The sequence below is a fragment of the Bacillus sp. FSL R10-2780 genome, assembly GCF_038006125.1.
Taxonomy (GTDB): domain Bacteria; phylum Bacillota; class Bacilli; order Bacillales; family Bacillaceae_G; genus Bacillus_A; species Bacillus_A cereus_U.
Genome location: NZ_JBBOUQ010000001.1, coordinates 912,789 through 936,833 on the forward strand (window position 1 = coordinate 912,789; position 24,045 = coordinate 936,833).

Here is a 24,045-nt window from a genome sequence, read left to right on the forward strand (position 1 = left end):
AAAAGGCAGAGAACACTCTGTCTTTTTCTATGTTTACAAGATTTTTCTTAAAAAAACGTTTTCAAAATAATTTTTCTATTGAAATTTAATCGTTTGTTTCATATGCTGAAAATAGCGGTTCAAAAACTGTTGTTTAAGTGAGGTAGATTCCCACATGTAAAAAGAATCGGGGTGATAGTATGTTAAATATTTATTTAACAGACCGAAACGGAAAACTACAAGAGATTGAGGAAATGCAAAAGGGCTGCTGGATTAATGTACTTCATCCAACAGAAGAAGAAATTCAGTATCTAGTACAAACTTTAAATGTAGACTTAGATTTCATTAAAGATCCTTTGGATGATGAAGAACGCTCTCGTATTGAAAAGGAAGACAATAATACTTTAATTATCGTGGATATTCCGACAGTCAGCCATGATGAAGAAGGAAATTCAATTTATGACACGATTCCAATAGGTATGATTGTAATGCCAGATTGTTTTGTTACTATTTGCTTAGAAGAAAATCCAATTTTTGAACGCTTTATTAATCAACGTATTAAAGAATTTTATACGTTTAAAAAGACGCGCTTCGCACTTCAGCTCTTATATACAATTTCTACTTATTATTTAAGGTACTTAAAGCAAATTAATCGAAAAACAATCGATTTAGAGCACCAATTAAATAAGTCGATGAAAAATAAAGAAATTTTCACATTGCTCGGCCTTGAAAAAAGTTTAGTTTATTTTACAACATCATTAAAGGCAAATAAAATTGTAATTCAAAAATTAATGCGAAACAGTACATTTTTGAAAATGTATGAAGACGATCAAGATTTACTAGAAGATGTATTAATTGAAAATAAGCAGGCTATTGAAATGGCGGAAATATATAGTCACATCTTAAGTGGAATGATGAATACATTTAGTTCGGTTATTTCTAACAATTTAAATAGTGTTATGAAACTGTTGACTTCTATTACAATCATTTTATCATTACCAACGATGGTTTCTAGTTTCTTTGGAATGAATGTAAAGGTTCCATTTGAAGGGGAAGCATATGGTTTTGTAATTGTACTTATAATATGTGTAACATTATCTTTCACTTTAGCATTTGTTTTTTGGAAGAAACGTTACTTTTAATGATAAGAAAGCTGCTCTAGCATAGTTATAAAACTGCGCTAGAGCAGCTTTTTTTGCTATAAAATCTCAATTTTGGAACAGAATATAACTTGTGAAATGTAATGTGTATGAAGGTTATGAATTCCATATAACTCTTGTTCAAATAATAAAATGGAGTTAAAATTACATATTGTTAATGAAAAGTTGGAGGAAATACATCATGGAATTGTTTCAATTACCGAAAGCATTCCTGCAAATGAATACAATCTTTATCTCAATATTAATCGAAGCACTTCCTTTTGTGCTAATTGGTGTATTTATTTCAGGATTCATTCAAATGTTTGTGACAGAAGATATGGTGGCAAAATGGATGCCTAAAAACCGATTTCTGTCTGTTTTATTAGCTACTTTTTTAGGTATGATGTTTCCTGGGTGTGAATGTGGAATTGTTCCGATTGTAAGACGATTAATCGGAAAAGGGGTTCCACCCTATGCAGGAATTGCATTTATGTTAACTGGACCGATTATTAATCCAGTTGTATTATTTGCAACATATGTTGCTTTTGGAAGTAGTATGCACATGGTATGGTATCGTTCTATAGTAGCGATTATCGTAGCAATTATCGTTGGAATTATATTATCATTTATGTTTAAAGAACATCAATTAAGAGATGATCACTTCCCAGAAGTGAATCATAAGCGTCCGTTACGTAAAAAAATGTGGGATGTATGTACACATGCTGTTGAGGAATTCTTCTCAATGGGAAAATATTTAGTGCTAGGTGCGTTAATTGCAGCTGCGGTTCAAACATTTGTACAAACTTCAACATTGCTTGCAATTGGACAAGGTCCGTTTTCTTCATCAGCTGTTATGATGGGACTTGCTTTCATTTTATCACTTTGTTCAGAGGCAGATGCATTTATTGCTTCTTCATTCCAAAGTACATTTTCAACAGCGTCACTAGTCGCGTTCCTCGTATATGGACCGATGGTGGATATTAAAAATATGTTTATGATGCTTGCGACATTTAAAACAAAATTTGTAATTGTTGTGACGGTTACAGTTACACTTGTTGTTTATGCAAGCTCACTACTCATTTATGCGATGGGGTGGTAGGTTATGTTTCGAGCATATATATTACTAGGGTTCACAATTTTAATTGGACAGCTTCATATTTCCGGTAACATTACGAAGTATATAAATATGAAGTATGCCTATTTATCAAAAACTGCAGCTATTATTTTAGGCTTCTTAACGATTATACAAATTATTATCGTTTTCCAGAAAGAGCATCAAAAGGAAAAAGAGAAACATGATTGCAGTTGTGATCATAGCCATTGTGGGCATGATCATTCGAAAGATGAAAATACATGGTGGAAACGAACGTTTTCTTATACTCTGTTCTGTTTTCCGATTATTTCAGGATTATTTTTCCCAATTGCAACATTAGATTCGGACATTGTTAAGGCGAAGGGGTTTCACTTTCCTGTTGCACAAGCGGAAAGTAAAGATCCATTTATGACAAGACAATTCTTAAGACCGGATACGAGTATTTATTACGGGAAAGAAGGATATCGTGGTGTAATGGAAAAAGGGAAGAAAGAGTTTGTTACGAAAGACAATATCACTTTAAAAGATGAAGATTTCTTAAAGGGTATGGAGACAATTTATAATTATCCTGGTGAATTTACTGGTAAAACCCTGTCTTATAAAGGATTTGTTTTCCGAGATGATTCTTCTAAAAAGGAACAATATTTCTTATTCCGTTTCGGTATTATACATTGTGTTGCGGATTCGGGTGTATATGGTATGTTAGTTAAAAAACCAGAAGGTGTAGAGTGGAAAAATGATGATTGGATTCAGGTGGAAGGAGAAATTTCAACTGAATTTTATCAGCCATTCCATGCAAATATTCCAGTGTTAGAAGTAACGAAATGGAATAAAGTTGAACAGCCGAAAGAACAATATGTATTTAGAGGAGCCGATTGATAAAATCGGTTCTTTTTTTGTGGACTAAAAGTTCTAAAAATTGTTAATATTAAACGTGTAGTTCATGAGATGTAGTAAATGTTTGGATATTAGAGATATATAATTAAAGGGGTGATAACAATGACTGAAGTAAAGGGTAAAACAGCTAATGAATCAAGAGTTTTTAAAACAAGTCGAGTATTTCCAACGGATTTAAATGATCATAACACGCTATTTGGTGGAAAGATATTGGCGGAGATGGATATGGTTGCTTCAATTTCAGCAACGAGACACTCGAGAATGGAATGTGTCACAGCGTCTATGGATTGGGTAGATTTCTTATACCCAGTACGTTCTTCAGATTGTGTTAGTTATGAATCTTTCGTAATTTGGACGGGAAGAACTTCTATGGAGATATTTGTGAAAGTAGTAGCAGAAGATTTAATTTCAGGTGAAAAACGTGTAGCAGCAACTTCATTCGTTACTTTTGTTGCGCTTAGCAAGGAGAATAATCCAGTCCCTGTACCTCGTGTTATCCCTGAGACAGAAGAGGAGAAAGAATTGCATCGAATTGCTGTGTTACGTGCAGAACAGCGTCATATTCGTAAGGCGGAGAGTAAGAAGGTAGCTACACTGCTAACTTTTTGATGTAAAATACTTTCCTAGTGGTACTATTTTTGTAATGGGCTAGGGGATTTTATGAAATGAAAAGCGGACACCTAAAAATAGGTGTCCGCTTTTATAGTTTTTTCATCCCCATATCGTATTACAATAACTGCTTAGCAGAAGCAAGCAGCACCGACGATAATTAAGAGGATAAATAATACGACTAGTAGCGCAAATCCATTACCATGTGCGAAGCCCATTGTTATTTCCTCCTTTTATTTTAAGATACAACATACAATATGCAGATGAGCTCTTGTTTGATATGGACGTATATCATGCAATGACATATTTTTTTGTATGATAATGTTTAAAAAAAGGAAAGATATAGGAATAACAGTAGTTAGAGAAAGGAACGTATCCATGAAGCACTTTTTAATTGTAATAATTTGTTTTATAGGTGTATTCATATGGATGAACGTTGATGTGGAAATGGGGAAGAAAATGGCTAGTGGATATGAATTAGAAAAAATTCGATCAGGGGATTTTCAATTATATACGAACGGTGATGAGTTATATAGAAGTTTATTTGAGAATATAAATCGTGCAGAAAAGAATGTGTATATTCATTTTTATATTGTAGGTAAAGATGAGGTAAGTAAAGAATTCTTACAATTATTAGAGAAAAAAGCATCTAGCGGAGTAGATGTAAAATTGTCAGTAGACCGCATTGGCGGATATAAGCTTAAGAAAAAGATAATTAATCAATTAAAAGAAAAAGGCGTGAAGTTTACATTTAGTAAAAAACTTAAATTAAAAAACTTATTTTATTCTTTGCATCAACGTAATCATAGACGCATTGTTACTATAGATGGGAAAGTTTCGTACATTGGTGGCTTCAATATCGGAAAGGAATATCTTGGGCAGGATCCTAAATTTGGTCCGTGGCGTGATTATCATGTACGCATCGAAGGAAATGGAGCTACTGATATGGAACGGAAATTTGCGGAAGATTGGCAGGAAGATACGGGAGAAAAGGTCCCTATACGTCAAGAGTTACCTGTACAAGGAAATATAAAATATCAATATGTATTTTCGAATGGGAAAGGTTTATGGCAGGAGTACGGAGCGCTTTTAAAGAAGGCAAAACATTCCTTAATTATCGCTACACCATATTTTGTACCGAGTAAAGAGATGGTAAAAGGACTGAAAGATGCATTAAATCGTGGTGTTCATGTGAAAATACTCGTTCCATTTAAAAGTGATGCCGTATTGTTAAAACAGGCTGCCTATCCTTATTTGAAAGACATGTTAGATGCTGGAGCGGAGATTTATCAATATCGAAATGGATTTTTTCATGGGAAAGTAACAATCATTGATGAGGACATCGTTGATATCGGTACAGCGAATTTTGATAATAGAAGCTTTTATTTAAATAACGAATCTAACTGTTTCATATATGACAAGAAAGTCGTTGCTGACGTATGGAGTCGATTAAAAGAAGACTTTCATAAATCAAAACGATTTTCTGAAGAAGATTTTGAGAAAATTAGTAGCTGGGATTGGTTTCTAGCAAGAATAGCGAATGGTATCGCATCATATTTATAGTATATAGATGAAAAATAGGAAGGGAGGAGCTTTAATGGATTGTATGAAAGAATTGATGACATATAGTTACACACTTATATATAAAGTTGGAGAGTACACGGGCAAGGTTCGAGATGAAGAATTAAAGGATATTTTACAGCATCATTTGCCGTATATGTTACAAGCATATAATGAACAAGTGAATTTTCAAGAAGGAGAAAATGTACAGCATATAACTTGTAAACAAATGTGGCCGGAATTTACAGAAATGGATAGGGAAACAGATAATGAATATACAGGGGATATGGGGATTGCTATTTGTTATATTACACATTTGAAACGATTGGCATTAAAGTTTGCTCAAGTGGCAGTAGAAGTTGCGAACCCGGAGTTTCGTTCTTTTCTGGAAAATTGTTTTGTGAAAATGAATCGTTACGCATATAATGTTTGGCAATATGTTGTGAAGAAGGAATATAAGATTAAACATGTATATGAAAATGAAAAATTCGCGTGAAAAGCTAAGGTGGAATGAAAGGCGCCTTAGTTTTTTTATGTCTAATTAGAGGGGGGATTAAAGATTGGTTATGTTATCCGAAAATTTACAAAAGTTTACTGTATCTTTACTATTTTTAAATCTTTCCTTTAAAAATAAAGAGTAATATGGGATTGTACATATTCTATCAAAGGGAGGAAACGCAAATGAACAAATGGGTTAAGTCATTAACTGCTATGGCACTTGCAAGTTCTTTATTAATGGTAGGTTGTAGTAAAGATGAGGATAAAAAGAAAGAGGATGACACAACAACAAAGCAAGATGAAAAGAAAGATAAAGAAACAAGCGGAACAGATAAGTCTTCAGATTCGAAAGAAAAGAAATAAATGGATAATAGAGCTTCCTCACATATATGAGGGAGCTTTTTTGTTGCGTATTTGTAAGTTTTGCGGAAAAATAGAGAGAAAGAATTGAAAAGGAGAAAGTAAATGAAAGTATGTATATTAGGAGCGACAGGTAGAGTAGGGTCACACATTATGAAATTGGCATTACATGATTCATATGAAGTGACGGTATTAGTTCGTGATTTGAGTAAAGTAGAAATAGAGCATGAAAGGTTGCATGTTATTAAGGGAAATGTATTAAACGGAGACGATATAAAGGAAGCGATTAAAGGATGTGATATTGTAATTAGTGCTCTTGGAACTGATCGAAATGGAACGTTAGAGAAGAGTGTACCGATTATTATAAAACAAATGGAAGAAGAGGGCATAAAGAAAATTGTTACAATAGGAACTGCTGGTATTTTACAAGCGCGAACAAACCCCAATATATATCGTTTCCAATCAAAGGAATCGAAAAGAAAAACAACAACAGCTGCGAAAGACCACTTAGCTGCTTATAAAGCGCTACATAACAGTAATTTATGTTGGACTGTTGTTTGTCCGACTCATTTAATAGACGGTGATGTAACTGGGGTATATCGAACTGAAAAAGATATATTGCCAGCAGATGGATCCAAAATTACAGTTGGTGATACAGCTCATTTTACATGGAGATTACGTAATAAAAGCTTATACGAGAAAAGCCGAGTAGGTATTTCATATTAAAAAACCATCCCAAAATAGGGATGGCTAAAAAATGATATAGCATACAAAGATGATAATCATAATGATTTGGAGAATGGCTTTGGCTACTGTACTACTTAAAAAACCGACTACAGTTGCAATTCCGACTAAAAGGGCGTCTTTTGGCGCCTTTTTATGCATTAGTTCCGTAATAAATACAGATAAGAACGGTATGATAATAAGCCCGAATGGTGGGAAGAAGAACGATCCGACAATGATAGAAACCATACCAACACGTTCGCCCGATTTTGTACTTCCGTATTTTTTTAGGAAGTATCCATTTGCAATAAAGTCAGCAACGAAAATGAAGAGTGTAAAAATGACTTGAATAATCCAAAAAGATGTCGTTAACTCTCCGCCATTTATTCCAAAATGATAAATGAAATAGCCAGCCCATACGGCAAGGATGCCAGGAATAATGGGGTAAATAAAGGCAAGAAATGAAACAATGAAACAAGCAATGATACAAATTGTTAGTAAAACAGTCACTTTATAACTCCTTTGTAGTATCTAATTTATGTACAGCGATCTTTTTAATTTGATGCCCATCAAGTTCTAATGCTTTAAATTGAAAACCATCATATTCAACTGAATAGCCAGCCTCAATATTTAAATCAATTGATTGAGAGAGAAGCCAACCACCAATTGTATCTAAATCACTTTCATCGATATGTAGGCCAAACATATCATTTACTTCAGAAATGAGTACTTTCCCATCTAAAACAGTAAGCTTAGGAGTACGCTTTTCAATCATTGGTGATTCGTCTGCGTCAAATTCATCTTGAATTTCTCCGATAATTTCTTCAAGAATATCCTCCATCGTTAAAAGGCCAGCAGTTCCACCGTATTCATCCATAACAATCGCCATTTGTACGCGGTTCTTTTGGAGGTGTATTAACGTTTTACGAATGGGAACTGTTTCAAATACAGTTAAAACAGGATGTATGTAAGCATCAAGTGGTTTGTAAATGCCTTTTGTTTGATTATGAAAAATCTCTTTCGTATTTATCATTCCGATAATATCATCTTTATCCTTTTCAATAATAGGATAACGTGTATACTTTTCAGTTGCAACGATTTTCATATTTTCTTCTAACGTATTTTCAGTAGATAAACAAACCATTTCAGTTCTAGGTACCATAATTTCTTTAGCAACACGATCATCAAATTCAAAAATATTATTTACATATTTATATTCGGTTTGATTAATTTCGCCGCTTTTATAGCTTTCACCTAAAATGAGTCGTAGTTCTTCTTCGGAATGAGCAAGTTCATTTTCTTTTGCAGGTTCTAAACCTAATAATTTAGTGAAAAATACAGCTGAACTATTCAGTAACCAAATGAATGGATACATAATTTTATCAAACAAAATAAGCGGTTTTGCAAATTTTAATGTGATTGCTTCAGCTTTTTGGATTGCGAAAGACTTAGGAACTAACTCGCCTAATACAACATGGAAAAAAGTAATCACACTAAAAGCAATAATAAAGGATAGCGTGTTAGCCATTGTTCCAGTAATATTTATTCTTTCAAATAGTGGTCGTAATAAATGCTCTACAGTTGGTTCACCAAGCCAACCAAGTCCTAAAGAAGTGATAGTAATACCGAGCTGACAAGCAGATAAATAAACATCTAAATTAGATAAGACGCTTCTTGCAGCTAATGCTTGTTTATTACCTTCATTAGCAAGCTGGTCAATTCGACTTTTTCGTACTTTTACGACAGCGAATTCTGAAGCAACGAAAAAACCAGAAATAAGGATAAGTATAAAGATGAGAAAAATATTTAATATGTCCAAGTGTGTTCTTTATTCCTACTTTGGAATAAAGATGTCACCTCCTGCAATTATGTTATACTTTTATAATAAATCCAAATGAAAAGATTAGTCAAAGAAAATGGGTAAATAATGGTAGGTTTTAATAGTAGTTTTTTAATTTGCTGTTATTTTGTCCTCTATATAATAGGAATAACCGTCTACTTTTAATTTAAGTAGACGGTTATTCTATGTTATGGTTTCGAAATACTTCTAGTTAAAGTATACGTGTTCTGTTTAGGGTAGTTTGTTGTCCATAAAGCTTGGAGAAACGATAAGATGCTATATGGAATATAAAGTAGTAATAAACCAATCGTGACAACTATAGGTGCATTTCCGCCAAATTGGACGATAAATTGTAATAGTCCGTTTGTATGAAAAATACATTCCATAAAAACGAATGAAAGAATAATGGAACTCAAAATAGATTTATGATTAGAAGTAAGCGCAATAAATAACGTATCAACAAGGAAAGATGAATTTTTTATTTCGTATTCATTAGTAGTATTTAAAAACGGTAGCCATTTTTTAATTGCTTGCATAACGATTATCATAGAAGTGCTACATACGATGATAAAAGAGGAGAAGAAAGGAAACTTTATGAATTTCGCGATGTAGAGAAGTGATAATAGGACTAAACATTGTAATATCACCGTGCCAAAAGAATACGGTATCCAGCGAAATAAAGAACTACACTTTTTTAAAGAGTTTGGTGCTTTTAAAAATAGATGACCAATTCCTAGACTTATAAAGAAACCGATTACAAGAGTGAATGTGAAACGAACGATCGATAAAAAATATATTTCCCATATGTAGGGGAACAGTGGTGACGAATGGTTAGAGGTATGTATTATATTTTGTGTATGTATAAGCTGATTTGCTGAGAAAAGGATAGGTTCATGCATCCAATCAATTGTTGGAATTGAAATGGAAGAAGGCTGTGCTAAATTATGAAAAATGCTTATAAATCCAGTTAAGTAGGAGTAATTATGTGTAATGAATAATACTGGAAGAGGACTTATGACAAAAATAATCAAAACACCGGCTATAAATTTACATATATGTGAGCGCAATAAGGACATACAACCACCTACTCTTTGAATATTCAGAAAATTCTTATTCTTATTTTATCTTTTTTCGGATGAAGTTACAACATATTTTTCTCGAAGTAAGTTAGAGAGAATATACTATACTGTGATTAAACAAGTGTATGATTAATGAATAAATTATGACGGAAAAACGAATAATTTTCAGAAAAATAAAATAATATATTTATTTTTTTCTGAAAATATAATATAGTTATGGCACAGAAAGTATTTTAGCATAAGGAGGCTTTTTTATGAGGATTAAAGGGAATTATGTGCCAAAGAGGGAAGTTTTGTTTTGCTCAAGTTCAATTACGATAGGGGAAACGCTGGAGCATTTAAATAAAACGGGGTATCGTTGTGTACCAGTTTTAGATGAAAAAAAAGAGAAGTTTTTAGGGAATGTATACAAAGTAGATATTTTAGAATATAAAGGTTCACTTGAAGATAATGTATTACAATTATTGAACGATACGAATGGGTACGTGAGAGAAGACTCTTCCTTCTTTAAAGTATTTTTTACAATTAAAAAACTACCGTATTTATCAGTAGTTGATGAAAAAGGGATCTTCCTTGGTATTTTAACTCATAAAAAAGTTTTTGAACTATTAGAAGATGCATGGGGAGTCCATTCTAGTAAATATTCTGTCATGATTGGAACACAAGATTATAACGGGGCCATTCAAAAATTATCGACAGTGCTAAAGAAATACACTGGTATTCAAAGCTTAATGACTTTTGATAATGATGCTTTATTAGTACGTAGAATTATGTTTACATTGGGAGAAGAGTTTGAAGATAGTGAATTAGAAACATTGCTAAAGGATTTAGAAGATCATGGATTTAGAGTTGTGTATGTTGAAGAGATGAATAATCCACGTGAAGTTGAAACGATAGAGTAACAAGTAAAAGCCATCTTATTTTTTGATGGCTTTTACTTTCTTTCGCATAAAAATATTCAAATATAATAAAATGTAAAAATCGTAAATTTCTAAAAAAATTTGTGTAATAGAATAAATAAAGGAGTTATGTGTGGATAATTTTGATTTTCAAAAAATTCTATTTAAAAATATGTTTTTATTTTTCAGCCAAATATGTTACTATATGTGTGATAAAAACAAAGAGGTCTGACAACTAAACTCCACGTTATAACACTCTAATGACTTAAATATTCAAAAAAATCAAAATCTATCATTTGGAGTAATTAAAAGGGGAATGGAGAAATTATGGAGAAAGACATTGCTTTGTAAGGGGCATATTTTATGATTATGAACAGAGAGGAGGATGCATAGCATATTGTGAAAATAGAGAAAAACAATGAAAAAGTGCTATGCAAATGAAAAAAATGAAGGGACGATTAAGGCCAGGTGATACGCTAGCAATCGGTTTAATGTTATTTGCATTATTTTTAGGAGCAGGAAATTTAATTTTTCCACCAGTTTTAGGTCAACAAGCAGGAGAAAATGTTTGGATTGCTACCATTGGATTCCTAGTAACAGGAGTCGGATTACCCCTATTAGCTGTCACAGCTGTCGCGTTTGTAGAGGGGGACTTGAAAGCGCTATCTTCTAGAGTTCACCCTATATTTGCGTTTATTTTTCCACTAGTTAGTTATTTAGCAATTGGACCATTCTTTGCGATCCCGCGTACTGGAGCTGTTTCGTTTGAAATGGGAATGAAGCCGTTTTTATCAGAAGCAATGGTTTCAGAATGGTACATGCTGTTCCTTTACACTATAGTTTTCTTCGGAGTAACGTGGTACTTATCATTAAATCCATCTAAATTAGTTGATTGGTTTGGAAAGTTCCTTACACCGTTGTTAGTATTAATAGTTGCTGTTATTGTCGGAAAGGCAATTATTGATCCGATTGGAACACCGGCGGAACCGTTAGCTGCTTATAAAGAAAATGCTTTCTTTGGAGGGTTTATTCAAGGGTATTTAACGATGGATGCAATTAGTGCTCTTGTGTTTGGAATTGTTGTTGTACAAGTTATTCGCTCAAAAGGAATAAAAGAGAGCGGACAAATCGCAAAAATAACAGTCGTATCAGGAGTAATTGCTGTAATAGGTTTAACGTTAATATATTTATCACTTGCTTATCTAGGTTCAACAAGTACATCACTTGGTGTTTCAGAGAACGGTGGTCTTATATTAACGAATGTTGTAAATGAGTTGTATGGAACGAGTGGGAAAATTTTATTAGGACTTGTTATTACACTTGCTTGTTTAACGACTTCGGTTGGATTAGCATCTGCATGTGCAGGGTTCTTTTCAAACTTATTCCCGAAATTTTCACATAAAACGATTGTAACAATAGTATGTGTATTTAGTTTAATTGTATCTAACTTAGGATTGACACAATTAATCGCAGTAACTTTACCAGTGTTAATGATCATTTATCCAGTTGCAATTGTATTAATTGTACTTTCGTATTTCCATAAATGGATTGGAAAGCGTAATACAATTTATATTGGTGCAATATTAGGTGCATTGTCGATTAGTTTATTTAATGGTTTAGAAAGTGCGAACATCAAAATTGACGCAATTTCAAATGTACTACAAATGTTACCGTTATATAAAGAAGGAATAGGGTGGTTAATCCCATCATGTATTGGCGGAGTTCTCGGTTTCTTCTTCTATAAATCAAATGAATCATGTGAATTACAAAAGAAAGGTGCCTAGGCGCCTTTCTTTTTTTTGAAGGAGATTTTTATGCTTTGTCTAAGTAATAATTGGGAGGATTGATAAAATGGCTAATTTTGAAGATTTTTTAACTTTGGATTTGCGTATTGGGACGGTAAGAAAGGCAGAGGAATTTAAAGAAGCAAGAATTCCTGCAATTAAGTTAGAAATCGATTTTGGAGAGTTAGGGGTTAAGCAATCAAGTGCTCAAATTACGAAAAGATACAATCCAGAAGATTTAATCGGTCAACAAGTCGTTGCTATTGTGAATTTCCCACCAAAGCGTGTGGCAGGATTTAAATCGGAAGTACTTGTACTTGGCGGAGTTCCTGAAGCTGACGATGTTGTTTTACTTCAGCCTAATATGGAACTACCGAATGGAACGAAAATTAGTTAGTGTGAAGGTAGGTGTTAATTTGGATATCGGACGAGAATATTTAAAATGTGCAATTTCGAATTTTAAAGCAACACAAAGCCAAGGAGAACGAGTACTTTCTCAATTATCTTATGAACAGATAATGTTGTCTTCTCATGAGGAGATAAATAGTATTGCGATTATTATTAAGCATTTGCATGGTAATATGCGTTCGAGATGGACGGATTTTTTAACGTCTGATGGTGAAAAAACAGATCGTAACCGAGATGGTGAATTTGAAGGGGGCTATCGTTCTAAGGAAGAAGCCCTTGCAGCGTGGCAAGAAGGGTGGGAATACGTTTTTAAAACGATGAATACTATAATGTCTGAACACTTATTAAAGACAGTATACATTCGCGGTGAAGCACTTACTGTCATACAAGCAATTGAAAGACAAATTTCTCATTATGCTTTGCATATTGGACAGATTATTTACATTGGAAAAATGTTAAAAGAAAATGAATGGGAGTGTTTAAGCATTCCTAGAGGTCAGTCTACTAGTTATTTAGAGAAAAAACGTTCAACGTAATAATAGGAAAGAAATCGATATAAGATAGGAAGCAAAAAAATAAGCCAAACGATAGATGGCTCCGTGAACATTAGAATGCTACCAGCAATAAGTCCATATATAATAAGAAAGAAACCAAAGAGTGTATTTATAGGAATAAAACGTGAGACAAATAATTGCTGATTTTTGAAACAAGTGTTGTGAAATAAATAAAAGCGGAAATGCCATGTAGAGGTAATAAGATCTTTCTTTCTTGCTATTCTTTTTTTGCATTTATGACAGATGAATGGTGGCTGCATTTCGTTACGCTCCATTTTTTATATTCATTAGTTTCATAATAATTTGAGACAAAATTAAGTACAAAGTGTATATACCTATATATGCTCCTGCAAGTAGAAAAAGTGGATTTAGTAAAATTCCATGAATGCTTGTCATGAAAACTAAATTTTGTATTAAAACATCATATATATTAATAGAAATAATTGTCCCGAGTACATACAGTGCTAAGTATGCGAAAATATGTAGCGTAATACGAATTTTAGGATGTAAAGCAAACAAATAAAAAATAAATGATAAGACGATTGGTAATGTTCCTATTAGTAGCTTCAATTCATTTCACCTCATTAACAATATAGCCGGAATTTAAGCGGTCTATTCTCTAGAGCTTGTACATAACTTGAAATAGAGAGGGTGATAGTATGAATCGAGGCTTTTTTTACGTGAAATTAACAAGTGTACGCAAGTTAATTATATTTGTTATTACTACGGTATTAGCGACTTTCTTTCTTATTAGTGTAATGGTAACTTCCATGAAAGAGACAAAGTCAACGTATTTATATAATTGGTTAAATGAGTTATCAATGAATGGTTACATGTACGTTATTGGGAAAGAGAATCATTATTTTACACAGGAATACCGGAATTTGAATCAAGACTTTTCTATTTCTTCATTCCTCTTTTCGATGGCTACGAATATTCGTTTTGATGATGTACGTAGTTTTGTCGGGAAAGAACTTCCGGGATTTGGGAAATATGATACAGAAATCGTTATAGCAGGTGAAGGAACAAATTACTCCAACTTACCGATAGAATCGAGTGTTCCTCTTGAAGAAGTAGTGAAGGAACGGACTGGAGAAGCTGGACAAGTTCCTAAGCCTGATCCGAATAAAGAGAAGAAACAACCATCTCAAACGACGGGAAAAAGACAAGTTGCATTGATTTATCATTCACATAGCTGGGAATCTTATTTGCCGTTACTCAACTTAACGAATGACCCAAATCCAAATAAAGCAACGAGTTCTGTAACGAATATTTCAATAGTTGGCGATCGATTGCGTGAACAGTTAGAAAGTGAAGGGATCGGTGCTACTAACGATAAAACTGATGTTGGTCAAAAATTAATAAGTAAAGGATTAAATAGTAATAGTTCTTATAAACTGTCACGAGAAATTGTACAAGAAGCGATGGCTGGTAATAAAGAACTCCAATATTTTTTCGATTTGCACCGTGATAGTGCACGGAAAAATGTCACGACAAAAACAATTGGAGATAAATCATATGCAAAGCTTGCTTTTGTAATTGGGAAAGGAAATAAAAATTATGAAAAGAACTTACAATTAGCAACAGCTCTTCATGAGGAAATTAATAAGAAATATCCAGGAGTAAGCCGTGGTGTCATTCAAAAAGGGTTCCAAACAGGAAATGGAGTCTATAATCAAGACTTATCGGGACAAGCGATTTTAATTGAAGTTGGTGGTGTAGATAATACAGATGAAGAATTAAATAGATCGATTGATGTTCTTGCTAAAGCATTTGGAGGGTATTTTTGGCAAGCGGAAAAAGTGAATGGATAAAGTGGGAATTTAATTAGCCCTCATCAATCGGGATACCCGTTAATACGGGAAAAACGTAAGCGAGAAGCTTACGTTTTTTTTATTCATAATCTATAGGTAGAAAGACATGTCACATTATAGACATAATTACCTATTATTATAGTAATATCGAAATTTGTCTATTTATAGTAAGAAATTTAGAAAGGAATTTTCAGAATAGTGGAGAAAATGTTTTTACAAGGGAAATTTTAAACTAACAGAATGGATAGGGGATCAAGATGATACGAGAGATTAGAGTAGAAGATGCAGCATCATTTTTACAATTAAGTAAGCAATTAGACGAAGAAACGAAATTTATGTTATACGAACCAGGAGAACGAAAAACTACAGTAGAGCAACAAGAAAAGATGGTCCACCGTTTTATAGAAAATGAATATGCGACAATATTTGTAGCAGTTGAAGATGATAGAGTAATTGGATTTATTTTAGCTAATGGTAATGATGTTCAAAGAAAGAGACATGTTGCGACAATTGTAATTGGTATTTTGCAAGAGTATAGTGGCCGAGGTATTGGAACGAGTTTGTTTAAAGAAGTGGAGATGTGGGCAAGATTACATGATGTATGGCGTTTAGAATTAACGGTAATGGCCCACAATACAAGAGCTCAGGCACTATATAAAAAAGCTGGATTCGAACAAGAAGGTGTCAAAAAAGCTTCTCTTATTATCGATGGAAAGGACGTCGATGAGTATTACATGGCCAAATTATTAAAATAAGAGGTCGTTATATGAAAAAAAGATGGACATTACTTGGTATCGTAGCAGTGATACTGATTGTTGGAGTAGCGGGAATAAATTATAAAATGTATAAGGATCAAGAGGCGCGAGAAGTAAATGTAAACAATATATTTCCGAAAGCAAAAGAAACGATTGCTAATATGGATGGGGATATCGCAGTCATTAGTAATCCAAATTCGATGCTTGTACTTGTGAATAAAAATAGGCGTTTACCAGATGGGTATAGACCGCCAGATTTAGTTGTTCCGAAAGTACGTTATTCTAGTGAAGGTGATCAGGAGAAGAAAAAGATGAGGAAAGAGGCAGCGGTGGCACTTGAGGAAATGATTCAGCAAGCCGATAATGAGCGGATTTTCCTTTTTGCAGTCTCTGGATTTAGATCTTTTGATCGACAAAAAGCATTAAATACAATGTATAAAAAACAAGATGGAGAAGCAAAGACAGCGATGTCTAGTGCAGTCCCTGGTACGAGTGAACATCAAACAGGACTAGCTATGGATATTACATCTCAATCTGCTAAATTTCAGTTAGAAAATGTTTTTGGGGAGACGAAAGAAGGAAAGTGGCTTTCTGAAAATGCCCATAAGTTTGGTTTTGTTATTCGATATACGAAAGAGAAAGAAGGGATTACCGGCTATCGTTATGAACCGTGGCATGTACGGTATGTTGGGAATCCGCAAGCTACATATTTATATGAAAACCAACTGACGCTTGAAGAAGTAACGCAGTAATGAATTGAGGGGAGAGGGCTAAGATGACGATGTTATATAAGAAAAAGGTACATGCATATATTACGAGAGAAAAAGAAGGGGTTATGCAACTACTCGTTTTTAAACATCGTGATATACGAGAGGCTGGTATCCAAGTGCCAGGTGGGACAGTAGATGAAGGGGAAACGTTAGAGGCAGCAATTTTACGCGAAGTACAAGAAGAGTCAGGGCTACGCCATTTTTGTATCGAACGCTTCCTTTCTGATTACATTATTTATATGAAAGAAAAAAAGGAATATCAAAAATGTCATTTTTTCCACATTTCATTATTAACAGATGTGAAAGATACGTGGGAACATATAGTAAGTGCCGGTGAGGAAGACAAAGGTTTAGTATTTTGTTATGAGTGGATTGATATTAACAAATGTCCTGAATTAGCGGGTAAACAAGGCGAGTTTTTACATTTGTTAGAAGAGGTATATGTAAAATAATAAAAAGGGTCTGAGGCGATATTGAATTCGTTTCAGACTCTTTTTATTTCTCTGGAAATTAAAGGTTTTTGAACTAGTAAGTTGAAGTCCTTTAAAGGGTAACTAACTGTTACGATTTATTTAACCAATTATAACCAAAGTTAATTAAATATATCAGTAAGCCCTGCTAGTCAAGTGATTGGCTAGTAGGGCGGGTTAACTGCGGGCAATCCCTAAAGCTGATTGAACTACAACGTGGCTAGAAATGGTGAGCGTGAATGTTGCGAAAGCTGAAAAAATCAATCAGATGATTAAGGAGTTGACTTCTGATGATATTGTCGAAGAAAGTCAGACTGATTCCAACGCCTGAACAAGAAAAAGTGCTTAGAAACCATGCTGGTGCTGCAAGATTCGCTTATAACTATTGTAAAAGAATGAGTGATAGATACTATAAGCTATTTGGAAAATCTGTTTCACAGTTAGCTTTACAGAAACGATTTACAAAGATCAAGAAGCGAAAGAGATATAAGTGGTTAAAAGACATCAATGCACAAGTTCCCAAACAGGCTTCAAAAGATTTTGACAAGGCGAGGAAACATTCGTTCGAAAAGTACAAAAATGGTTATCACACTTCTTATAAATCCAAAAAAGATTTAATCCAAGGATTTTATGCCAATTATGAAAGACTGATTATAGGAAAGAAAGTAGTTGATATTCAGTCCATTGGAGAAGTAAAAACAAGCCAACAACTACCAAGAAACAAAAAACCATCAAATCCAAGAGTTACCTTTGATGGTCGTCACTGGTGGATTAGTGTAGGGTTCCAAGAATCCTTTGAAGCACAAGAATTAACCGATGAGTCGATTGGTGTGGATGTTGGTTTAAAAGAGCTGTTTGTAGCTTCTAATGGTACGAAAGAACGAAATATAAACAAAGATGCTAAGGTTAAAAAACTTTTAAAAAGGAAAAAGTCAGCGCAAAGAGATATGTCTAGGAGATTTAAAAAAGGTGTGAAAATTCAATCTGCCGGATATGAAAAAGTTAAAACTGAGCACCTTCGGTTATCTAGGAAAATTATTAATATCCGAAATAACCATATCCATCAAGCAACAGCTAACTTGGTGAAAACCAAACCAATGAGGATTGTTGTGGAAGACTTACATATCTTAAACTTGTTAAAAAACAAAAAACTATCGAAAGCATTTTCATTTCAAAAATTAAACTTCTTCTTTCAATGTTTGTCATACAAGTGCGAGAAGTACGGCATTGAATATGTAAAAGCTGATAAATGGTTCGCTTCAAGCAAGATTTGCTCATGTTGCGGAGTTAAATACGACCATTCAGTTCAATCAGAAGGACAGTGGAGTTTAAAGATTCGTGAATGGGACTGTGTTCAATGCAATAGCCATCACGATAGGGATTTAAATGCTTCGATAAATTTATCAAGATGGGTAAAATAAATGCTTGATAATATGAGGTAACGATACTGCCTCGTGTGGAGTGTGATACCCCTCGTCCCTTCGGGGTTGCGAGAACACGATGAAGCACTAACTTGTGTAAATTTGATTGAATTGTATAGATTTAGTTAAGTTTATCGTATCGGCTTATAAAAGGAGAATGAAAATGGAAATTCAGTTCAATACATTATTGCAAAAAGAATTAACAATTCATGATATACAAACTGCAATGGAAGAAGGAAAATTAACGTCGAAAGAATTAGTCATGTATTATTTTTATAGGATCGCAAAGTATGACCAAGATGGTCCGAAAATCAATTCTATTTTAGAAATAAATCCAGATGCTATCTTTATTGCAGAAGCGTTAGATCATGAAAGAAAGACAAAAGGTGTGAGAGGTCCATTACATGGTATACCAGTTTTACTGAAGGACAATATTGAAACGAATGACTCCATGCATACAAGTGCAGGTACGATTGCCTTGGAACAAAATATAGGTAGTGAAGATGCATTTCTCGTAAAAAAATTGCGAGAAGCAGGAGTAGTTATAATAGGAAAAACAAATATGACAGAACTAGCAAATGCAATGTCTTTTGAAATGTGGGCCGGGTATAGTGCAAGAGGTGGTCAAACAATCAATCCATATGGAACGGGCAAGGATGATATGTTTGTTGGAGGATCGAGTACAGGTTCTGCTATAGCGGTTGCCGCTAATTTTACAGTGTTATCTGTTGGGACAGAAACGGATGCTTCTATTTTAAGTCCGGCTATTCAAAACTCTGTAGTAGGTATTAAACCGACTGTTGGTTTAATTAGCCGTAGAGGAATTATTCCGTTCACTTATTCACAAGATACAGCCGGTCCGTTTGCTAGAACGGTAACAGATGCAGCTATTTTGCTAGGGAGTTTAACTGGGGTAGATGAGAAAGATGTAGCTACTCATAAAAGTGAAGGTATGGCAGAGAAGAGTTATACAAAATATCTCGAGGTTAATGGCTTAAATGGAGCGAAGATTGGTGTATTTAGCAATGCACCAAAAGATTATTACGAATCTAGTGAGTACGATGAAAAATTGTTTGAAGAAACACTTCAAGTATTACGTAGTGAAGGAGCGACAGTAATAGAAGAGATAGATATTCCATCCTTTCATAGGGAATGGAGTTGGGGAGTTCCGCTTTATGAACTGAAGCATAGCTTAGATAACTATCTTTCTAAATTACCTTCTACTATCCCAGTACATTCTATTTCGGAGTTAATGGAATTTAATAAAAATATAGCAGAAAGAGCTTTGAAATATGGACAAACTAGGTTAGAAATAAGAAAAGATTTTCCTAATACGTTAAGAAATTCTGAATACTTAAATGCAAGATTAGAAGATATATATTTTTCGCAAGAACAAGGAATTGATTTTGCATTAAAAAAATACGATCTTGATGCGATACTGTTCCCTTCCTATATAGGCTCTACAATATGTGCAAAAGCTGGGTACCCATCTATAGCAATACCAGCAGGATATATGAAAAGCGGGAGGCCTTTTGGAATTACGATTGCCAGTACTGCTTTTAGTGAGGGGACTTTGATTAAATTAGCATACGCTTTTGAACAAGCGACAAAACATAGAAAAATACCAAACTTATCGTAAATAGAAACGAGAGAAGGTTGCCTGAAATGGATTTATTATAACAAGAAGCATAAGATGGCCGTTTTGGTCAACTTATGCTTCTTTTAGTATACGGCCAACTTGTGCTTCCAGGATTTGAAGAATATTTTTAATGTCGCGACTTTTAGGGATAGCATCACATTGCCATCAACCTAAGAATAGCAAATACCCCAAAATGAAAAACGAGCTGAATTCCCATAAATAAATGTAGAAAGAACAAACTTCGTTTTGGATACATTTCAAAGTCTCAAGTCTATAGGCATATGGCTACTTTTCAACTAGTACGATATCATCAATATAGGCATGAAGATATTCATTATCATCGCCTGGTAATACGGAATCAGTAAAAATGTTGATGTTTGGACTTGGAGAACTATAATTTCGAGTAGTAAATTCGAACGATTTTTGTTCATACTGTGAGGAAGTAAATCTAATGCCGTCTGGTTTTATTACATCAGGCCCCCCTACTGATACGTATATACTTCTACCAGGAGTAGTTACTTTTCCAGATGCGGACAGTATGTATGTAGTATTAGGCTTCAAAGTTACGTCCCCCAAAAATCCACCGCTATATCCACTTAAATGAAGTCCTTTAGAATTATTTACTCCTGCATGCTCTTCAATATTGTAATTTATATAGCCATATGGTTTAAGAGGTTCTAAACTTGAATTGTGGTCAAAATCAACATTTAAAATATAAGATTTTTCCTTTTCCTTTAATTGTACATTATCAAACTTAACCCTCCCATTTGCTGTAGAAGCAAGTTTGACAGCAAAGTTTGACACATCTTCCCCTGTTTTAAACTTTATCTCATGATGTTCCGGCTTAAATCCTGTATACTGCTTCTTTGTTAATGGAACGATTTCTTGATTGGCATTCAGATTACCTACTGTTACTTCTGATGGGGAAACTATACTTCCCGCTATATCAAATGTTAATGTATATTCTGTATACGGCTTTACAGTAACAAGCTGATAGGCTGTGTCTGCATGTATTAATTTGAGATAATGATTGCCTGGTTCAGAAGTGCCGATATTCTCGGTAGAAGAATTAGGATTAGATAAAATCCAGTTATTTAGCCCATCCTCAAAGTCTCCATTCCTAACTTGTTCATTTGCAGATGGACTATCTGCTGATACAATACCTGAAAAACCTATACTGGCACTTAATGCAATTGCTGTAGAAAATACTCCTATACCGACTTTTTTTAACAATTTCTTCATCTCCTCTGGTCAGATTAAAATTTACTTTTTCACATTTCTATATATATTTGGATAAACCTGCCAAAGAACAACTTTATTTATAAATGATTTATAGGTTATTTTCAATTGAAAGATCTTCAACATATACAAGGACACTTTGCTCAAATTGAACGGGTAAAGAAAGCATATCAAGAGAGCATAGTGACCTATTAACTAACGAAAGCGTCAGTTCCACTTGCTCGTATATTAAGGTTATTAGTATCAATTTAACCAAATATTATTCCAAAGCTACATGAATAAAACACACGGCCAGCTTATGGGTTAATAATTAACTTACGGCCAATTTATGTTTCCAATTCCGTTGAATAACTAGATAATTATTTGCAAAAATAAGTGTTTTCTGGTCAACTTATGCTTCCAACTGCGGCCAACTTATAGGTAAAGTGACATTTATGGAGGCCAGCCTTCTCTTATTAATAGCTAAAAGTATTGTCGATTTCTGTTGATGAATCGATATCTCATATCGAATCGTTGATATATTGTAAGCTGTGATAGATATAATTGGAAAATCGTTGATATAAATTCATTGGACTATGTAGTTGGAAGTCTTATATAAGAAATAAATCACTTAGATACAATATGTTAAATAGAAATCTCTTTCTTTTGCAATCTCTGATGCTTTAATAAACGAAAAGACAAACAAGCAGAACATAAAATAAGAAAAGAAGCGATGATATAAATAGTACGAACACCGAAAATATCGGTAATTGTAGCTGATTTAGTTGTGATATAGATATACAATGTCAGCGAGGGTAATACACATTTTGGAGCCTAAATAGTAAGCTAGTGAACGTTTCGGCAATAAGAATCCCATCTTCAAATCAATAATATTTTTAAAATTATAATCTGAAAAATATATTTTTGAAAGAATTAAATTTTTTGTCATTTTTTGAAAGGGATTTTCATGTATAATGAGGAATATATTAATATAGTATTTTATTAATGCTTGTTGTAACAGCGAATATACATAATAGCTTGTAGCAAACGCCCCTCTATGAGAAAGGGCGGATAAACCATTCTTTTCTTCATATACATATAGAAAATGAGAAAGAAAGTGAGGGTTGCATATGGCTGGATGGGTGATTTGGTTTATAATAGCGGGTATTTTATTTATTGCAGAAATGTTGTCGATTACTTTTTACATGCTTTGGCTTGGAATTGGAGCTGTTGTCGGAGGTCTTATTGCTTTGTTTGCTCCTGATGCACTATTCTTACAAGTTGTTGTTGGGGCGATTGTAAGTTTAACATTGACTTTCTTTACGAAAAGAATTTCAAAAAACTTTCGAGAAGCAAAAGGTTTTACTGATACAGTAGATAAACTGGTTGGTAAAAATGGAATTGTTATGCAAGCGATTACAAGTGAAGTGAACGGTATTGTGAAAGTGGATGGAGATACTTGGACAGCTATTTCGGATACTCCTATTGATGCTGGAGAAAAAGTCGTTGTTATAAAGAGGCATAGTACTATTTTACAAGTGAAAAAGGAGAGTGAATAAATATGGCAGTAGCATTAACGTTAACGATTATTTTCGCATTGATTGTCGTTGTATTTATTGCATTGACGATTAAAATTATTTCGCAGCAAAAAGTTGGGGTTGTTGAAAGGTTTGGTAAATTTCAACGGATTATGCACCCAGGATTAAATATTTTAATCCCAATTGTAGATCGTGTTCGTGTATATCATGATTTACGTATTCAACAAACGAATGTACCACCACAAAAGGTAATTACGAAAGATAATGTACAAGTAGAAATTGATACAATTATTTTCTATCAAATTGTTGAACCAGAGCTTGCGACATATGGTATTTCAAACTATGAATATGGTGTTCGTAATATTACATCTGCAACAATGCGACAAATTATTGGTAAAATGGAGCTTGATGAAACATTATCAGGTCGTGAAAAAATTTCAACAGAAATTCGTTTAGCACTTGATGAAGCGACAGAAAAATGGGGCGTTCGTATTGAGCGTGTCGAAATAGTCGATATTAACCCACCAAAAGATGTGCAAGTATCAATGGAAAAACAAATGAAAGCAGAACGTAATAAACGTGCAATCATTTTAGAAGCTGAAGCAGCGAAACAAGATAAAGTCCTTCGTGCTGAAGGGGAAAAACAAAGTAAAATTTTAATGGCTGAAGGGGATAAAGAAGCGCGTATTCGAGAAGCTGAAGGTTTAAAAGAAGCAAAAGAATTAGAAGCGCAAGGGGAAGCAAGAGCGATTGAGGAAATCGCAAAAGCAGAACAAAATCGAATTGAATTACTTCGCGCAGCAGATTTAGATGAGCGCGTACTTGCTTATAAATCATTTGAATCATTGATTGAGGTTGCAAAAGGACCAGCAAATAAAGTCTTTATTCCGTCTAATGCAATTGAAACACTTGGTACTCTTGGTGCTATTGGGGAAATTTTTAAAGAGAAACAAGCGAAGAAATTACCTTCGTCAGATACAGAAAAATAACTATCAGAG

General features: G+C 33.8%; 27 protein-coding genes and 1 pseudogene. 20 read left to right on the top strand and 8 right to left on the bottom strand.

Annotated features, from left to right (window positions below; all coding sequences use genetic code 11):
- Positions 1-179: 179 nt before the first annotated feature.
- The 4 genes from NSQ47_RS04805 (at position 180) to NSQ47_RS04820 (ending at position 3,717) form a co-directional block, all read left to right on the top strand.
- Positions 180-1,121, top strand: coding sequence for a magnesium transporter CorA family protein (locus NSQ47_RS04805; RefSeq protein ID WP_078181202.1), 942 nt, complete (start codon positions 180-182; stop codon positions 1,119-1,121).
- 199 nt (positions 1,122-1,320) lie between these two features.
- The gene (locus NSQ47_RS04810; protein WP_002118586.1) at positions 1,321-2,217 is read left to right on the top strand and encodes a permease; all 897 of its coding nucleotides are present in this window, start codon (positions 1,321-1,323) and stop codon (positions 2,215-2,217) included.
- 3 nt (positions 2,218-2,220) lie between these two features.
- Positions 2,221-3,090, top strand: a complete 870-nt coding sequence (locus NSQ47_RS04815) for a TIGR03943 family putative permease subunit (RefSeq protein WP_002200765.1) — start codon at positions 2,221-2,223, stop codon at positions 3,088-3,090.
- A 120-nt stretch (positions 3,091-3,210) separates the two neighbouring features.
- The gene (locus NSQ47_RS04820) at positions 3,211-3,717 is read left to right on the top strand and encodes an acyl-CoA thioesterase (protein ID WP_002200764.1); all 507 of its coding nucleotides are present in this window, start codon (positions 3,211-3,213) and stop codon (positions 3,715-3,717) included.
- Positions 3,718-3,848: 131 nt separating this feature from the next.
- Here the strand turns inward: NSQ47_RS04820 and NSQ47_RS04825 are convergent, their stop codons facing one another.
- Positions 3,849-3,935: a YjcZ family sporulation protein gene (locus NSQ47_RS04825; protein ID WP_000505094.1), complete on the bottom strand. Its 87-nt coding sequence runs from the start codon at positions 3,933-3,935 to the stop codon at positions 3,849-3,851.
- Positions 3,936-4,095: 160 nt separating this feature from the next.
- Between NSQ47_RS04825 and cls the strand changes: the two genes are divergently transcribed.
- The 4 genes from cls to NSQ47_RS04845 all read left to right on the top strand — a co-directional run bounded on the left by cls (position 4,096) and on the right by NSQ47_RS04845 (position 6,861).
- Positions 4,096-5,280 carry a cardiolipin synthase gene (cls, locus tag NSQ47_RS04830; RefSeq protein WP_002158154.1) on the top strand — a complete coding sequence of 395 codons (1,185 nt, stop codon included), beginning with the start codon at positions 4,096-4,098 and terminating at the stop codon, positions 5,278-5,280.
- 34 nt (positions 5,281-5,314) lie between these two features.
- The gene (locus tag NSQ47_RS04835) at positions 5,315-5,773 is read left to right on the top strand and encodes a spore coat protein (RefSeq protein WP_002158153.1); all 459 of its coding nucleotides are present in this window, start codon (positions 5,315-5,317) and stop codon (positions 5,771-5,773) included.
- Between the two features lie 185 nt (positions 5,774-5,958).
- Positions 5,959-6,138, top strand: a complete 180-nt coding sequence (locus NSQ47_RS04840; protein ID WP_002148549.1) for a hypothetical protein — start codon at positions 5,959-5,961, stop codon at positions 6,136-6,138.
- A gap of 102 nt (positions 6,139-6,240) precedes the next feature.
- Entirely contained in the window at positions 6,241-6,861 is a 621-nt protein-coding gene (locus NSQ47_RS04845; RefSeq protein WP_340823352.1) for an NAD(P)-dependent oxidoreductase, read from the top strand.
- A gap of 24 nt (positions 6,862-6,885) precedes the next feature.
- Here NSQ47_RS04845 and NSQ47_RS04850 read toward each other — a convergent pair whose 3' ends face one another.
- The 3 genes from NSQ47_RS04850 to NSQ47_RS04860 all read right to left on the bottom strand — a co-directional run bounded on the left by NSQ47_RS04850 (position 6,886) and on the right by NSQ47_RS04860 (position 9,774).
- Positions 6,886-7,368 carry a DUF456 domain-containing protein gene (locus NSQ47_RS04850; RefSeq protein ID WP_000217328.1) on the bottom strand — a complete coding sequence of 161 codons (483 nt, stop codon included), beginning with the start codon at positions 7,366-7,368 and terminating at the stop codon, positions 6,886-6,888.
- Position 7,369: 1 nt separating this feature from the next.
- Complete coding sequence (locus NSQ47_RS04855; protein ID WP_002200762.1) at positions 7,370-8,677, bottom strand: hemolysin family protein; 1,308 nt, start codon at positions 8,675-8,677, stop codon at positions 7,370-7,372.
- 209 nt (positions 8,678-8,886) lie between these two features.
- Positions 8,887-9,774 carry a hypothetical protein gene (locus NSQ47_RS04860; protein WP_340823354.1) on the bottom strand — a complete coding sequence of 296 codons (888 nt, stop codon included), beginning with the start codon at positions 9,772-9,774 and terminating at the stop codon, positions 8,887-8,889.
- 257 nt (positions 9,775-10,031) lie between these two features.
- Here NSQ47_RS04860 and cbpA point away from each other — a divergent pair, with 257 nt between their 5' ends.
- The 4 genes from cbpA to NSQ47_RS04880 all read left to right on the top strand — a co-directional run bounded on the left by cbpA (position 10,032) and on the right by NSQ47_RS04880 (position 13,404).
- Positions 10,032-10,679, top strand: coding sequence for a cyclic di-AMP binding protein CbpA (gene cbpA, locus NSQ47_RS04865; protein ID WP_340823356.1), 648 nt, complete (start codon positions 10,032-10,034; stop codon positions 10,677-10,679).
- A gap of 443 nt (positions 10,680-11,122) precedes the next feature.
- Positions 11,123-12,460 carry a branched-chain amino acid transport system II carrier protein BrnQ4 gene (brnQ4, locus tag NSQ47_RS04870; RefSeq protein ID WP_445661757.1) on the top strand — a complete coding sequence of 446 codons (1,338 nt, stop codon included), beginning with the start codon at positions 11,123-11,125 and terminating at the stop codon, positions 12,458-12,460.
- Between the two features lie 67 nt (positions 12,461-12,527).
- A complete protein-coding gene (csaA, locus tag NSQ47_RS04875; RefSeq protein WP_340823360.1) occupies positions 12,528-12,857 on the top strand; it encodes a chaperone CsaA in 330 nt (109 codons plus the stop codon).
- A complete protein-coding gene (locus NSQ47_RS04880; protein WP_340823361.1) occupies positions 12,838-13,404 on the top strand; it encodes a DUF1572 domain-containing protein in 567 nt (188 codons plus the stop codon). The genes csaA and NSQ47_RS04880 overlap by 20 nt, the downstream gene beginning before the upstream one ends.
- Here NSQ47_RS04880 and NSQ47_RS04885 read toward each other — a convergent pair.
- Together NSQ47_RS04885 and NSQ47_RS04890 are read right to left on the bottom strand one after the other, a co-directional pair.
- Complete coding sequence (locus tag NSQ47_RS04885) at positions 13,377-13,682, bottom strand: hypothetical protein (protein WP_002158145.1); 306 nt, start codon at positions 13,680-13,682, stop codon at positions 13,377-13,379. The two genes, NSQ47_RS04880 and NSQ47_RS04885, sit on opposite strands and share 28 nt — an antisense overlap.
- A gap of 4 nt (positions 13,683-13,686) precedes the next feature.
- Positions 13,687-13,992, bottom strand: coding sequence for a hypothetical protein (locus tag NSQ47_RS04890; RefSeq protein ID WP_002148531.1), 306 nt, complete (start codon positions 13,990-13,992; stop codon positions 13,687-13,689).
- Positions 13,993-14,081: 89 nt separating this feature from the next.
- Here NSQ47_RS04890 and spoIIP point away from each other — a divergent pair, with 89 nt between their 5' ends.
- From spoIIP to NSQ47_RS04920, 6 genes are all read left to right on the top strand, one after another.
- Positions 14,082-15,236, top strand: coding sequence for a stage II sporulation protein SpoIIP (gene spoIIP, locus NSQ47_RS04895; RefSeq protein ID WP_078173780.1), 1,155 nt, complete (start codon positions 14,082-14,084; stop codon positions 15,234-15,236).
- A gap of 257 nt (positions 15,237-15,493) precedes the next feature.
- Positions 15,494-15,991, top strand: coding sequence for a GNAT family N-acetyltransferase (locus NSQ47_RS04900; protein ID WP_340823366.1), 498 nt, complete (start codon positions 15,494-15,496; stop codon positions 15,989-15,991).
- An 11-nt stretch (positions 15,992-16,002) separates the two neighbouring features.
- Complete coding sequence (locus NSQ47_RS04905) at positions 16,003-16,743, top strand: M15 family metallopeptidase (protein WP_340823368.1); 741 nt, start codon at positions 16,003-16,005, stop codon at positions 16,741-16,743.
- 23 nt (positions 16,744-16,766) lie between these two features.
- Positions 16,767-17,213, top strand: a complete 447-nt coding sequence (locus tag NSQ47_RS04910; RefSeq protein WP_340823371.1) for an NUDIX hydrolase — start codon at positions 16,767-16,769, stop codon at positions 17,211-17,213.
- A 308-nt stretch (positions 17,214-17,521) separates the two neighbouring features.
- Positions 17,522-18,652: an RNA-guided endonuclease InsQ/TnpB family protein gene (locus NSQ47_RS04915; RefSeq protein ID WP_340823374.1), complete on the top strand. Its 1,131-nt coding sequence runs from the start codon at positions 17,522-17,524 to the stop codon at positions 18,650-18,652.
- 163 nt (positions 18,653-18,815) lie between these two features.
- Entirely contained in the window at positions 18,816-20,291 is a 1,476-nt protein-coding gene (locus NSQ47_RS04920) for an amidase family protein (protein WP_340823378.1), read from the top strand.
- A 285-nt stretch (positions 20,292-20,576) separates the two neighbouring features.
- Here the strand turns inward: NSQ47_RS04920 and NSQ47_RS04925 are convergent, their stop codons facing one another.
- Both NSQ47_RS04925 and NSQ47_RS04930 read right to left on the bottom strand, forming a co-directional pair.
- The gene (locus NSQ47_RS04925) at positions 20,577-21,524 is read right to left on the bottom strand and encodes a choline-binding protein A (RefSeq protein ID WP_340823383.1); all 948 of its coding nucleotides are present in this window, start codon (positions 21,522-21,524) and stop codon (positions 20,577-20,579) included.
- 630 nt (positions 21,525-22,154) lie between these two features.
- A pseudogene (locus NSQ47_RS04930) lies at positions 22,155-22,280 on the bottom strand (MFS transporter); the annotation flags it as partial.
- 359 nt (positions 22,281-22,639) lie between these two features.
- On the opposite strand from NSQ47_RS04930, the gene NSQ47_RS04935 reads away from it, so the two are divergent.
- Together NSQ47_RS04935 and NSQ47_RS04940 are read left to right on the top strand one after the other, a co-directional pair.
- Complete coding sequence (locus NSQ47_RS04935) at positions 22,640-23,068, top strand: NfeD family protein (protein WP_002158137.1); 429 nt, start codon at positions 22,640-22,642, stop codon at positions 23,066-23,068.
- Between the two features lie 2 nt (positions 23,069-23,070).
- The gene (locus NSQ47_RS04940; RefSeq protein WP_002158136.1) at positions 23,071-24,036 is read left to right on the top strand and encodes an SPFH domain-containing protein; all 966 of its coding nucleotides are present in this window, start codon (positions 23,071-23,073) and stop codon (positions 24,034-24,036) included.
- Positions 24,037-24,045 lie beyond the last annotated feature (9 nt).

What these genes read in the sequence shown, in the direction of transcription:
- NSQ47_RS04820 (WP_002200764.1), top strand. Translation starts at nt 3,211, where the DNA reads ATGACTGAAGTAAAGGGTAAAACAGCTAATGAATCAAGAGTTTTTAAA.
- NSQ47_RS04935 (WP_002158137.1), top strand. Translation starts at nt 22,640, where the DNA reads ATGGCTGGATGGGTGATTTGGTTTATAATAGCGGGTATTTTATTTATT.
- csaA (WP_340823360.1), top strand. Translation starts at nt 12,528, where the DNA reads ATGGCTAATTTTGAAGATTTTTTAACTTTGGATTTGCGTATTGGGACG.
- NSQ47_RS04880 (WP_340823361.1), top strand. Translation starts at nt 12,838, where the DNA reads ATGGAACGAAAATTAGTTAGTGTGAAGGTAGGTGTTAATTTGGATATC.
- NSQ47_RS04900 (WP_340823366.1), top strand. Translation starts at nt 15,494, where the DNA reads ATGATACGAGAGATTAGAGTAGAAGATGCAGCATCATTTTTACAATTA.
- NSQ47_RS04885 (WP_002158145.1), bottom strand. Translation starts at nt 13,682, where the DNA reads ATGCAGCCACCATTCATCTGTCATAAATGCAAAAAAAGAATAGCAAGA.
- cls (WP_002158154.1), top strand. Translation starts at nt 4,096, where the DNA reads ATGAAGCACTTTTTAATTGTAATAATTTGTTTTATAGGTGTATTCATA.
- NSQ47_RS04825 (WP_000505094.1), bottom strand. Translation starts at nt 3,935, where the DNA reads ATGGGCTTCGCACATGGTAATGGATTTGCGCTACTAGTCGTATTATTT.
- NSQ47_RS04940 (WP_002158136.1), top strand. Translation starts at nt 23,071, where the DNA reads ATGGCAGTAGCATTAACGTTAACGATTATTTTCGCATTGATTGTCGTT.
- NSQ47_RS04845 (WP_340823352.1), top strand. Translation starts at nt 6,241, where the DNA reads ATGAAAGTATGTATATTAGGAGCGACAGGTAGAGTAGGGTCACACATT.
- NSQ47_RS04905 (WP_340823368.1), top strand. Translation starts at nt 16,003, where the DNA reads ATGAAAAAAAGATGGACATTACTTGGTATCGTAGCAGTGATACTGATT.
- NSQ47_RS04910 (WP_340823371.1), top strand. Translation starts at nt 16,767, where the DNA reads ATGACGATGTTATATAAGAAAAAGGTACATGCATATATTACGAGAGAA.
- cbpA (WP_340823356.1), top strand. Translation starts at nt 10,032, where the DNA reads ATGAGGATTAAAGGGAATTATGTGCCAAAGAGGGAAGTTTTGTTTTGC.
- NSQ47_RS04805 (WP_078181202.1), top strand. Translation starts at nt 180, where the DNA reads ATGTTAAATATTTATTTAACAGACCGAAACGGAAAACTACAAGAGATT.
- NSQ47_RS04920 (WP_340823378.1), top strand. Translation starts at nt 18,816, where the DNA reads ATGGAAATTCAGTTCAATACATTATTGCAAAAAGAATTAACAATTCAT.
- NSQ47_RS04810 (WP_002118586.1), top strand. Translation starts at nt 1,321, where the DNA reads ATGGAATTGTTTCAATTACCGAAAGCATTCCTGCAAATGAATACAATC.
- NSQ47_RS04840 (WP_002148549.1), top strand. Translation starts at nt 5,959, where the DNA reads ATGAACAAATGGGTTAAGTCATTAACTGCTATGGCACTTGCAAGTTCT.
- NSQ47_RS04860 (WP_340823354.1), bottom strand. Translation starts at nt 9,774, where the DNA reads ATGTCCTTATTGCGCTCACATATATGTAAATTTATAGCCGGTGTTTTG.
- spoIIP (WP_078173780.1), top strand. Translation starts at nt 14,082, where the DNA reads ATGAATCGAGGCTTTTTTTACGTGAAATTAACAAGTGTACGCAAGTTA.
- brnQ4 (WP_445661757.1), top strand. Translation starts at nt 11,123, where the DNA reads ATGAAGGGACGATTAAGGCCAGGTGATACGCTAGCAATCGGTTTAATG.
- NSQ47_RS04815 (WP_002200765.1), top strand. Translation starts at nt 2,221, where the DNA reads ATGTTTCGAGCATATATATTACTAGGGTTCACAATTTTAATTGGACAG.
- NSQ47_RS04835 (WP_002158153.1), top strand. Translation starts at nt 5,315, where the DNA reads ATGGATTGTATGAAAGAATTGATGACATATAGTTACACACTTATATAT.
- NSQ47_RS04915 (WP_340823374.1), top strand. Translation starts at nt 17,522, where the DNA reads ATGATATTGTCGAAGAAAGTCAGACTGATTCCAACGCCTGAACAAGAA.